Origin of the sequence: Dactylosporangium sp. NPDC050588, assembly GCF_040654975.1 — a bacterium.
In the GTDB taxonomy this organism is placed as follows: Bacteria; Actinomycetota; Actinomycetes; order Mycobacteriales; family Micromonosporaceae; genus Dactylosporangium; species Dactylosporangium maewongense.
Genome location: NZ_JBFAJA010000065.1, coordinates 73,081 through 83,478, shown reverse-complemented (window position 1 = coordinate 83,478; position 10,398 = coordinate 73,081). Strand labels below are relative to the sequence as shown.

The following is a 10,398-nucleotide window of genomic DNA, read 5'->3' as shown; positions in this document are numbered from 1 at the left end:
CTCGGCGCGGGCAGTGCGTCGCGGAGCGGCGCATTGGGGTGCGGGTGAGAATCCCCGCCGGGACCCGCCGCGCAGCGGTGGGGCGGAAGCACAGCGGTCGGGTGAGAGTCCCCGCCGGGACCCGCCGCGCAGCGGTGGGTCGGAAGCACAGCGGGGAATTACGGTGCGGCGTGGGCGCCTGTGCTGGCGTGGAGGGGGACGGCGACGACGGCGGTGCCGTAGGCGCACAGTTCGGCCCAGGTGTTGGTGAAGTCGCGGTGGTCGAAGCGCATGCCGACGACGGCGTTGGCGCCGCGCTGCTCGGCGACGTGGACCATCTGACCGACGGCGCGCGCACGGGTCTGCACGAGGAACTGGGACATGTCGAGGCCTGGGCCGCCCTCGGTCGAGCGTAGCCCCGCGGCGAACGGGTTCCGTGACGTCGCGCACACCCCGAGCACCTCGCCGAGCACGGTCGTGATCTCGTACCCCGGTAAACCCTCAGTCGTTACAACCAGCACATATGAATCGTATGCACATATGTACGGTTTAGGGTGGATCTACTGGGAACCACCCTCTCAGCCCTGCCCGGGAGTGGCGTTGGGGTTGACCGTGATGCCCGCCGCGAAGCGGATCAGGTCGGGCTCCGGCAGCGGTACGGGCGTCGCGGACTGGATCACGAGCAGCCGGCCGTCGCCGAGGTCGACCTGCAGCGAGAAGAAGCCGTCGACCGGGTCGGTCAGGATGCCGGGGCGGCCCGCGACGTCGACCGCGCGGCCCGTGGACAGCTCGCCGGTCACGCCCAGCATCACGGTGAGCTTGCCGACGAAGGTCTCATCGGCGGTGACGTCCGGCGGGCAGAAGGTGACGGCGGCCGGGCTGATGTTGTCGACCGTGTACCCGTCGGGGACCAGCGCGAACGTGAACGGCGCCGGCACGCTCACCGGCTGCGGCAGGAGGCCCTTGGCGAACCCGGCGAGCCGGTCGACCGGCACGGCGGGGGACGCGCGCAGCTCGAACCACTGCCCGGGCGCCTCCTGCCAGATCAGGGAGGTCCCCGTGTCGGCGGACTCCGCGGTGTACCCCATGACACCGCGGACCATGATCCGCTCGGTCCCGATCGCGAGCGGGCGGGTCGGGCTGACCGTCAGCGTGGCGGTGGCGGCGGCGTCCGGCAGGGGATGGCTGAGCGTCGGGAGTCCGGCGGCGAGGCGTACCTCGGGAGCGGTGCCCGACGGTGGCGGGCTGAGCGGGAACGTGACCGTCAGCGGGCCGGACGGCGAGGCCAGCACCGACGGCGCGGCCACCGCCATCGGGGCGGCCGCGAGCCGCAGCGGCACGGTGACCCCGACGGTGGCCAGCACGGCGACGACCGCGCCGACCACGACGCGGGTCCGCCGCGCGCGCCGGCGGCTCTCCGCGCGCACGACCGTGAGCAGCGCCGCCCCGGCCGGGGCCTCGGCGGCGTGGCGGTGCATCAGGTCACGGACGCGCTGCTCGACGTCGCTCACCGCACCGCGCTGCGGGGAAAGGTCGTTCATGGCTCGCCTCTGCGGAGTGGGACGGGGGTCAGTGCCGACCGGAGCTTGTGCAGCGCGTGGAACGCGTGGACGCGGACGGTCGCCTGGGCGCAGCCCAGCAGCCTGGCGATCTCGGCGTCGGGGAGGTCCTCGTAGTACCGCAGGACCACGACGGCGCGCTGGGAGCGGGGCAGCGCGTTCAACGCCGTCCACATCTCGTCCGCGTCGACGACCCGGTCGGCGAGCGCGTCGGGCGAGGAGCCGGGCGGCGCGCCGTCGGGCGGGTCGGCGACCGGCCGTTCGGTGCTCGCGCGGCGGCGCCGCCACGACAGGTACTGCCGCAGGACCGCCCGGCGGACGTAGGGCTCGGGACCCTCGTCGCCGGTGATCGCGTGCCAGCGGCGGTGCGCCCGGACGAGCGCCTCCTGAGTCAGGTCCTCGGCCAGGTGCCGGTCGCCGGTCAGCAGGTACGCGAACCGGAGCAGCGCCGCGCTGCGCACCGTCACGAATTCGTCGAAGTCCTGCATGTCTTCCTTGACGTTGCCGGTGGGGTCGGGCGTTTATGGCTGTTCCGACGGAGTTGGGTCGTCGTACTGGCCGGAGCGCCCGGCGTAAGGCCGGCCGTCGACGATCGGCCACGGGTTGGCGACGCAGCCGTGCAGGCCGAGGGTCTGCTGCTGCATGACGGGGGCGGGCCGGCCCGGGCCGGGGCACAGCTCGTGGCCGCGGCCGAGGCGGTGGCCGGTCTCGTGGTTGACGACGTAGGCCCGGTAGGCGGTGAGGTCGGCGCCGTAGCCGGGGATGCCGCGGGCCCAGCGGGCCACGTTGACGACGACGGTGTTGCCGTTCCTGCAGGAGGTGTACCGGTCGTAGCCGCCACCGCACAGCACGTCGCGGGTCGCGGGGGTGGCGAGGTAGATGGTGAAGTCGAACGCCTCGCTCTGCCCGGCCCGGCGCAGCCGCCAGTTGCCGGTGCCGGGCCAGCTGCGCGGGTCGGTGAAGATCAGCTCGACGGCGTCGCCGAACGTGGCCGCGTCGACGCCGGTGATGCCGTGCTCCACCCCGATCCGGTAGGTCAGCAGCCTGCCCTTCGTCCCGATGGCGGGCCCGCCGGCGGTGGCGAAGCCGAACGTGCCGCCGCCGTCGACGGGGAACCGGATCACCGGCACGTCGGTCGTGGCCGGTCCCCGCGACGACGGTGCCGCCGCCGGCGACAACGGTGGCGGGGACGGGGGCGGGGAAGGGGGCGAGGACGCGATCGACGGGGCGGGCGAGGCGGCCGACGCCGAGAAGGACGGCGTGGACGAGCAGCCGGCCACGAGGGCGAGCGTCACGATGGTCGGGAAGATCCGCACACCGGGACTGACGCACCGCCCCCGTCCGCCTGTTTATGACACCCGCCTATGGCGCGGCACACACCCCGCGCACCAGCCCGGCTCACGACGCGGCACACACCCCGCGCATCAGCGCGGCGCGCTTCATGGCGCGGCACACACCTCCGACAGGCCCGCGACGGCCGCGGCGACCGGCAGCACCCCCGACAGCGCCCCGGGGTCCCGCGAGCGCAGCGAGACCGAGCCGCCGGCCGCCTCCCGCTCCCCCACGACCGCGACGAACGGCACCTTCCGCGCCGCCGCCTGCCGGATCCGCGCGCCCAGGCTGCCCGCGGGCCACTCCTCGACCCGCAGGTCGGCGGCCCGGCAGGCGCGCACGAAGTCGCCGCCGGCCTGCGCGTCGGCGACGGGGAGGACGGCGACCTGCAGCGGTGCGAACCAGGCGGGGAACGCCCCGTCGTGCACCTCGATCAGGTGCGCGAAGAGCCGCTCCATGCTGCCCGCCGCGCTGCGGTGCACCATCACGGGGCGCCGCCGCTCACCGCCGGCGTCCACGTAGGACAGGTCGAAGCGGGCCGGCTGGAAGTAGTCGACCTGCACGGTCGCGAGGGTGCTCTCCCGCCCGGCGTGATCCACCAGCTGCACGTCGATCTTCGGCCCGTAGAAGGCCGCCTCGCCGGGTGCCTCCACGTAGGACACGCCCGCGATGTCCAGGGCTTCCCGCAGTACCGACGACGCCGCCGCCCACATCTCGGGGTCATCGACATACTTCCCGCCCTCGCCGCGCAGCGACAGCCGGAACGACGACGGCTCGAAGCCGAGCGCGGCGTGCGCCACCCGCATGAGCCGCAGCGCCTCGACGACCTCGTCGCGCACCTGCTCCTCGGCGCAGAAGACGTGCCCGTCGTTGAGGGAGATCGCCCGCACGCGCGACAGCCCGCCGAGGACGCCGGAGCGTTCCGCGCGGTACTGCCCGCCGGTCTCACCGATGCGCAGCGGCAGCTCCCGGTAGGAGCGGCCGCGCGCCCCGAAGACCGCCGCGTGGTGCGGGCAGAGGCTCGGCCGCAGCACGAACGCGTCGTGCTCGCTGAGCGCCATCGGCGGGAACATGTCGTCGGCGAAGTGTGGCAGGTGCCCCGATCTGAGGTACATCTCCTGCTTGGCCAGGGGCGGCGAGTAGACGTGCTGGTAGCCGTTGCGGCGTTCGAGGGCGTGGAGGTAGTCCTCGACGGCGCGGCGGGCGGCGGCGCCGGCGGGCAGCCACAGCGGCAGCCCCGCGCCGACGAGCGGGTCGGAGTGGAAGAGCTCGAGGTCGCGGCCGAGCTTGCGATGGTCCTGCATGGTCTTGACTCCCTTGATGCGACAAGGGGGCGCCGCGCACGAAAAAGCTCCGGAGCGCGGGCGCCCCGGAGCTTGGCTGAGAACAGGTGAGTGTCAGCGCCGCCGGGGAAGGCCCGGCGTCGTCGTGAACAGTGCGCTGTGACTCATGCCGTCACCTCCGCTGCGCTCCGGCGCCGGCCTGAGTCAGACCCGCGCTGCTGATTCGCGGCTCCTCGCTTCGCTGCGGGCCGCTCATGCCCGGAAGAATAGCGCGCCGTTCGGAAGGCGCGACGGGTATAAACGTGCGGTGCCTGAAGGTCACACCATCCACCGTCTCGCCGAGCGGCACCGCAAGCTGTTCGCGGGCCGGCCCGTCGCCGTCAGCAGCCCGCAGGGCCGGTTCGCCGCCGGCGCCGCCCAGGTCGACGGGCGGGTGCTGCTCGACACGGCGGCGCACGGCAAGCACCTGCTCCACCAGTACGAGGGCGACGTCACGCTGCACGTCCACCTGGGCCTGTACGGCAAGTTCACCGACGGCGACGGCGACCCCCCGCCGGCGGTCGGTGAGGTGCGGCTGCGGATGGCGAACGGCGAGCACTGGCTCGACCTGCGCGGCCCGACGGCCTGCGAGCTGCTCGACCCATTCCAGGTCGACGCCCTGCACGCCCGTCTCGGCCCCGACCCGCTCGCCGAGGAGGACGACGGCGGCGTCAAGGCGTTCAAGGCCATCAAGAAGTCGGACCGGCCGCTCATGGCGCTGCTCATGGACCAGTCGATCGTGGCCGGCGCCGGGCTGATCTACGTGACCGAGGCCCTCTTCCGGGCCGGCCTGCGCCCGACGGTCGCCGGCCGGCGGCTGACCCGCCCGCGGTGGGACGCGATCTGGCAGGACCTGCGGACCCTGATGCGCACCGGAGTCGAGGACGGCCGCATCGACACCGTCCACAGCATCCACCTGCCCGAGGCGATGGGCCGTGCCCCGCGCGTCGACCGGCACGGCGGCGAGGTCTACGTGTACCGCCGCACGAACCAGCCCTGCCTCGTCTGCGGCACGCCCGTGCAGACGGCGGAGGTCAACGCCCGCAACGCGTACTGGTGCCGGGTCTGCCAGAGGACCCGCTGATGGTCGCCGCCCTGGAACTGCACCTCGACGAGCGCGCGACCCGCCGCATCCGCGTCCTGTGGGACCTGCTGGAGGATCTCGGCGTACAGACGCTGCGGACGCCGCACGACGGCAAGCACCGGCCGCACGTCTCGCTGATCAGCGCCCGGGCGCTCGACCCCGACGCGGTCGTCGAGGCGCTCAAGCCGGTGCGCGTCGCCGCGCCGCTGCGCCTGAACTTCCAGTTCGCCGGGGTGTTCGTCGGGCGGGTCGTGTTCCTGGGCCTGGCGCCGACCCCGGACCTGATGCGGCACCAGGCCGAGGTCTGGCGCCACCTCACCAGCGCCGGGATCGAGGGGCTGCCCCTGTACGACCCCGGCGAGTGGGTCCCGCACTGCACCGTCTCCATGCGGGTGCCCCGCCCGATCCTCACCGACGCGCTGCGCCGCTGCCTGGAGGTCCTCCCGATCGAGGCCACCGTCAAGAAGGCCGCGGTCGTCGACTACGCCCGCGACATCTATCGGGAACTCCCGTGACGCTCAGTCCGCCGCGTGGAGCATGAGCTGGCGGGCGGCCTCGGCGACGGAGCCGGAGATCGACGGGTAGATCGTGATCGTGTGGGCGAGCTGGTCGACGCTCAGATGGTTCTCCACCGCCATGGCGATCGGCATGATCAGCTCGCTGGCCTTGGGGGCGACGACGACGCCGCCGACGACGAGGCCCGACGCGGGGCGGCAGAAGATCTTCACGAACCCGTCGTCGAGGCCGTCCATCTTGGCGCGGGCGTTGCCGGCCAGGGGCAGCATGACCGAGCGGGCCGGGACCCGGCCGCTGTCGATGTCGGACTGGGTGATGCCGACGGAGGCGAGCTCCGGGTCGGTGAACACGTTGGCGGCGACGGTGCGCAGCTTCAGCGGGGCGACCGCCTCGCCGAGGGCGTGCCACATCGCGATCCGGCCCTGCATGGCGGCGACGCTGGCCAGGGGCAGCAGCCCGGTGCAGTCGCCGGCCGCGTAGATGCCCGGCACGTTGGTGCGGGAGACCCGGTCGACGGTGACGTAGCCGCCGGGAGCGACCTCGACGCCGTACTCCGTCAGACCGAGCGCGGCCGTCTGCGGCACCGAGCCGACCGCCATCAGGACGTGCGAACCCTCGACCGAGCGACCGTCGGCGAGCTCGACCACGACGCCGCCGTCGACCCGGCGGGCGGCCGCGGCGCGGGAGTTGTTGAGGATCGTCATGCCCCGGGCGCGGAACACCCGCTCGATCGCCATCGCGGCGTCGGGGTCCTCGTGCGGCATGACCCGGTCGCGGCTGGAGACGAGGGTCACGTCGATGCCCATCGCCAGATACGCCGACGCGAACTCCGCGCCGGTCACGCCGGAGCCGACGACGATCAGGTGTTCTGGCAGCTGGGGCAGGTCGTAGACCTGGCGCCAGTCGAGGATGCGCTCGCCGTCGGGCGTCGCGGTCGGCAGCACCCGCGGGGTCGCACCGGACGCCAGCAGTACCGTTGAGGCCGCGATCACATACGGAGCGTCACCGCCCGCGGGTGTGATCTGCACCGCATGGGTGTGACCCAGCGTGTCCTCACCGAGGCGGGCAGTGCCCGTGACGAACTCGACACCTGCCTTGACGAGCTTCGAGTGGATGTCGCTGGACTGCGCCGCGGCCAGCCGCTTGACCCGCCGGTGCACCGCCGGGCCGTCCACGCGCACGTCGTCGCCGGGCGGCCCCATGACCCCGAACTCCTCGGTGTCCAGGTGCGCGGTGACCACGCTGGAGCTGGCGATGAACGTCTTGGACGGCACGCAGTCGTGCAGCACGCACGCGCCACCAGCGCCTTCGGCCTCGATCACGGTGACCTCGGCGCCGAGCTGCGCGGCGACCAGGGCCGCCTCGTAGCCCGCCGGGCCCCCTCCGATGATCACGATCCGGCCCACGAACGCCACCCCTTCCCCGACTCCTGCCGCACATTGTCGCCCGGCGGCATACGCCACTGAGCAGCGACCCAGCCGAACGGCCGCAACGCGCCGACGAGTGGATCCGAATCCGACACGCTCTGCAGTATTCTCTCCCGCACCCCAGCGGGTTTATCGTCATCGCCGTGCGTCATTACGCCGCGTATGGCTCGAACCTGGACCCAGCCCGCATGCGGGCCTACTGTCCGTATTCGCCGATGATCGGCACCGGCTGGCTGGAAGGCTGGCGGCTGACGTTCGCCGGTGAGGATGTCCTCGGCTGGGAGGGCTCGGTCACCACGATCGTCGAGTCGCCCGGCGACCGGGTCTTCGTCGCGCTCTACGACGTCCACCCCAACGACGAGAAGCAGCTCGACGAGGTCGAGGGGCAGCTCGCCGGCACGTACCAGAAGCTGCACCTGCGGGTCGCCACGCTCGACGGCGACGCGACCGCGTGGGTGTACGTCTTCAACGGGTACGAGGGCGGACTGCCGACCGCGTGGTATCTCGCGGAGATCGCCAACGCGGCCGCGAAGGCCGGCGCGCCCGCGGACTACCTCGAAGCGCTGCGGGCCCGCCCCACCAAGACCGCGATGCCCTAGCGCGGCTTACAGGAGGAGCGCCCGCTCGTAGACGTCCGCGGCGAAGACCACCCTCATGCCGACCCCGGTGTAGAGGTGGTAGGCGCCCGTCGGGTTGGTCAGGTCGACGCCGAGCCCGGCGGTGGCCCGCCCCTTCGCCGCGTAGGCCGCGAAGGCGGTGCGCAGCAGCGCGCCGCCGATGCCGGTCTTGCGGTGCCCGCGCAGCACGGCCAGGTTCTTGACCCAGCCTTCGCCGCGCTCGAGGGCCTGGTCGGCGGACTGGAGCACGCCCACGATCTCGCCGCCGGCGAGGGCCACGAACCACTCGTCCCAGCTGATCGACGGCAGGCTGTCGAGCGCCGTCCGCCAGTCCGCGTAGGCCGTCGGCTGGAAGTCGGGCGTGTCGGCGAACGCGGACTCGAGCACCTCGTGGAAGCGCGGCAGCTCGTCGGGGTGCACCGGCCGGATGTCGAACCCTTCGGGAGCCCGCTCGTCGCCGCCGAGCGGGCGGGTCATGCGCGCGTGGCGTTTGACGAACGAGAAGCCGTGCGCCTCCAGTACCGCCACCAGCGCCGTCTCCGAGGCGAGCGTCCCGGCGCGCAGGACACCCCGCTCGAAGCCGTTGCGGCGGGCGCGCTCGGCGGCCCGGACCAGGGCGAGCTCCAGCAGCGGGCCGTAGGCGGGCTCACCCCGACCGGGCCAGCCGTAGAGCTCCACGTTGTTGCGGGGGCCGCGCTGCGGGTTGTCGACATAGGCCCAGGCGACCGGCTCGCCGTCGGGCCCGGCGGCGAGCCACGTGTCGACCGCGGGGTCCTCCGCGGGGGCCGTGAGCGTCTCCACGATCTCGTCCTCGGACCAGTCCGGCTCGCCGAGCGCGGCGATGTCGCCGGCGCGGGTGATCGCGAGGATCGCCGGCACGTCGCGCAGCGTGCAGCCGCGCACGGTCCAGCCGTCGAGTCCCGGCAGTGCGGTCATACGGGTGTCGCCTCCCGGACGGTGGTCACCGCCGCGTCGAGCAGGTTGACCAGTTCGATGCGCTCCGTGGGTGCGAGCGCGCGGAACGCCTCGCCGGCGATCCGGTCGGTGAGGGCCTCGGCCCAGCTGCGGCGGCGCACCAGCGGCTCGAACGGCGGGAACGGCGGCTGCCAGCCGAACGCCGTCGCGCCCGACTCGCCCTCCGGCCCAGCGATGATCGCCTCCAGGGGGCTCAGCCCGCTGGCGCGGATCGCGAGGAGGTGCGCCGCGCCGCGGTGCTCGCGCAGCAGGTGCGCCAGGACGGCGGCGCGGGCGCCGGGCGAGTCGTCGGGCAGCGGCATCGCCCGCCACGCCGCGAACAGCGGCATGCCCGCCGTCTCGGCGCTGACGACGACCCGCTCGGCGAGCTCGACCAGCTTCGGCAGCGCGTAGAAGCTCTCCAGGTGCTCGCGGCCCCACCGGCAGCACTCGTCGAGGTTGTCCGCGGCGATCTGCTCGGGCGGGGCGACCTTGCGGGCCGCGTCCCAGCCGTCCTGCACCGCGTCGGGTGCGATGAAGCCGAGCGCCGCGGCGACCGTGTCGGCCCGCACGTCGCCGAGGGCGCCGCCGCGTCCGGCGACGTAGAACGCCCAGCCGGTGAGCCCGATCTGCCGAGCCCGGCGCATGGTCTTGGGGTCGTCGCTGAAGGCGCCGCCCAGCATCAGGACGGCCTGCTTCGCCGCCGCTGCCGCCTGCTCGGGAGTCACCCGGCTCATTCTGCCCGCTCGGGTGGATCACAGAGTAGCCACTCGTTCGTGGCGATGCGCCGGGTCGCGTTCAGGACAGGTCCGCGAGGGCGTCCTGTGCGAGTTTCACCCGCTTCTCGGCTGATTTGATGGCTTTCTCCGCGGCGGCGACCGCGCGCTCCGCCTCCGACTTCGCGGTCTCCGCGTCGGTCAGCTGCTGCAGCGCCGTCATCAGCTCGCGGCGGGCCTGCTTGACGACCCGGGCGTGCTCCTCCTCGGCGCGGCGCCGCTCCTCCTCCCGCCGCCGCGCCTCGGCGCGCTGCTCCCGGTCGTCCTGCGTCGGCGTGGACCGTTTCGCGGTGACGGTGCTCAGGCCGGGCTGCTCGTCGCCGCCCTGGACCAGTCGCAGCTGCGGTCGCGGGGTCTCCCCGAATCCGGTGTATTCGAGCGACTTCGTCAGCCGTCCCTCCTGTACCGACGCAGCGGCGGCCGCATCGGCGAGCGCTGCCGCGAGGGTGCCCTCCACCTCGGCCAGGGCCGTTTCGCCGCGGCCGGCGAGCTGCGCGGCCTGCTTGGCGAGGGCGCTGACGGTCGCCCGGCGGCGGGTGGACAGCTCGCGCAGCTCGGCGCCGCGCAGGTCACGCTGGGCCTCGCGGAGCTGGCCGCCCAGCTCCAGCAGCTCCTCGACCAGGTCGGGCCGCTCGTGGGCGAGCAGGTTGACCAGCCACGCGGCGACGGTCGGCTTGCGCAGCGCGCCGATCTCCTTCGCCAGGCGGGTGTCGCGCGCCTTGCGGGCCTTCGCGACCTCCTCGGACCGGATCGCGACGAAATCCTCCGGCGGCGCCGAGTACAGCCTGGCCACCGCGGCGGCGAGCGCATCGTCCACCATCCGATCGTAGGA

Annotated in this window: 12 protein-coding genes; 3 read left to right on the top strand and 9 right to left on the bottom strand. The window is 73.5% G+C overall.

Features of this window, described 5'->3' with window-relative positions:
• Window positions 1-158: 158 nt before the first annotated feature.
• The 5 genes from AB0I21_RS37765 to thrS form a co-directional block, all read right to left on the bottom strand.
• Window positions 159-500, bottom strand: a complete 342-nt coding sequence (locus AB0I21_RS37765; RefSeq protein WP_344503807.1) for a heavy metal-binding domain-containing protein — start codon at window positions 498-500, stop codon at window positions 159-161.
• Between the two features lie 57 nt (window positions 501-557).
• Entirely contained in the window at window positions 558-1,520 is a 963-nt protein-coding gene (locus AB0I21_RS37760; RefSeq protein ID WP_360568493.1) for a hypothetical protein, read from the bottom strand.
• Window positions 1,517-2,026 carry a SigE family RNA polymerase sigma factor gene (locus tag AB0I21_RS37755; protein ID WP_344503809.1) on the bottom strand — a complete coding sequence of 170 codons (510 nt, stop codon included), beginning with the start codon at window positions 2,024-2,026 and terminating at the stop codon, window positions 1,517-1,519. The genes AB0I21_RS37760 and AB0I21_RS37755 overlap by 4 nt, the downstream gene beginning before the upstream one ends.
• A 33-nt stretch (window positions 2,027-2,059) precedes the next feature.
• The gene (locus AB0I21_RS37750) at window positions 2,060-2,854 is read right to left on the bottom strand and encodes a DUF3152 domain-containing protein (RefSeq protein ID WP_360568492.1); all 795 of its coding nucleotides are present in this window, start codon (window positions 2,852-2,854) and stop codon (window positions 2,060-2,062) included.
• A gap of 123 nt (window positions 2,855-2,977) precedes the next feature.
• A complete protein-coding gene (thrS, locus tag AB0I21_RS37745) occupies window positions 2,978-4,174 on the bottom strand; it encodes a threonine--tRNA ligase (protein ID WP_360568491.1) in 1,197 nt (398 codons plus the stop codon).
• Between the two features lie 286 nt (window positions 4,175-4,460).
• Between thrS and AB0I21_RS37740 the strand changes: the two genes are divergently transcribed.
• Entirely contained in the window at window positions 4,461-5,276 is an 816-nt protein-coding gene (locus AB0I21_RS37740) for a DNA-formamidopyrimidine glycosylase family protein (RefSeq protein ID WP_360568490.1), read from the top strand.
• A complete protein-coding gene (locus AB0I21_RS37735; RefSeq protein ID WP_360568489.1) occupies window positions 5,276-5,791 on the top strand; it encodes a 2'-5' RNA ligase family protein in 516 nt (171 codons plus the stop codon). Before AB0I21_RS37740 ends, AB0I21_RS37735 begins: the two co-directional genes overlap by 1 nt.
• A 3-nt stretch (window positions 5,792-5,794) precedes the next feature.
• Here the strand turns inward: AB0I21_RS37735 and AB0I21_RS37730 are convergent, their stop codons facing one another.
• The gene (locus AB0I21_RS37730) at window positions 5,795-7,255 is read right to left on the bottom strand and encodes an NAD(P)H-quinone dehydrogenase (RefSeq protein ID WP_360568488.1); all 1,461 of its coding nucleotides are present in this window, start codon (window positions 7,253-7,255) and stop codon (window positions 5,795-5,797) included.
• Window positions 7,256-7,362: 107 nt separating this feature from the next.
• Between AB0I21_RS37730 and AB0I21_RS37725 the strand changes: the two genes are divergently transcribed.
• Complete coding sequence (locus AB0I21_RS37725; protein ID WP_344503816.1) at window positions 7,363-7,818, top strand: gamma-glutamylcyclotransferase family protein; 456 nt, start codon at window positions 7,363-7,365, stop codon at window positions 7,816-7,818.
• Window positions 7,819-7,824: 6 nt separating this feature from the next.
• Here AB0I21_RS37725 and AB0I21_RS37720 read toward each other — a convergent pair whose 3' ends face one another.
• The 3 genes from AB0I21_RS37720 to AB0I21_RS37710 all read right to left on the bottom strand — a co-directional run bounded on the left by AB0I21_RS37720 (window position 7,825) and on the right by AB0I21_RS37710 (window position 10,386).
• The gene (locus tag AB0I21_RS37720) at window positions 7,825-8,772 is read right to left on the bottom strand and encodes a GNAT family N-acetyltransferase (protein ID WP_360568487.1); all 948 of its coding nucleotides are present in this window, start codon (window positions 8,770-8,772) and stop codon (window positions 7,825-7,827) included.
• A complete protein-coding gene (locus AB0I21_RS37715; protein ID WP_360568486.1) occupies window positions 8,769-9,518 on the bottom strand; it encodes a hypothetical protein in 750 nt (249 codons plus the stop codon). The genes AB0I21_RS37720 and AB0I21_RS37715 overlap by 4 nt, the downstream gene beginning before the upstream one ends.
• 70 nt (window positions 9,519-9,588) lie before the next feature.
• Window positions 9,589-10,386, bottom strand: coding sequence for a TolC family protein (locus AB0I21_RS37710; RefSeq protein ID WP_360568485.1), 798 nt, complete (start codon window positions 10,384-10,386; stop codon window positions 9,589-9,591).
• Window positions 10,387-10,398 lie beyond the last annotated feature (12 nt).

Bases quoted from the DNA above. Each gene is read 5' to 3' on its own strand.
- AB0I21_RS37755 (WP_344503809.1), bottom strand. From the start codon at position 2,026: ATGCAGGACTTCGACGAATTCGTGACGGTGCGCAGCGCGGCGCTGCTC.
- thrS (WP_360568491.1), bottom strand. From the start codon at position 4,174: ATGCAGGACCATCGCAAGCTCGGCCGCGACCTCGAGCTCTTCCACTCC.
- AB0I21_RS37720 (WP_360568487.1), bottom strand. From the start codon at position 8,772: ATGACCGCACTGCCGGGACTCGACGGCTGGACCGTGCGCGGCTGCACG.
- AB0I21_RS37760 (WP_360568493.1), bottom strand. From the start codon at position 1,520: ATGAACGACCTTTCCCCGCAGCGCGGTGCGGTGAGCGACGTCGAGCAG.
- AB0I21_RS37710 (WP_360568485.1), bottom strand. From the start codon at position 10,386: ATGGTGGACGATGCGCTCGCCGCCGCGGTGGCCAGGCTGTACTCGGCG.
- AB0I21_RS37735 (WP_360568489.1), top strand. From the start codon at position 5,276: ATGGTCGCCGCCCTGGAACTGCACCTCGACGAGCGCGCGACCCGCCGC.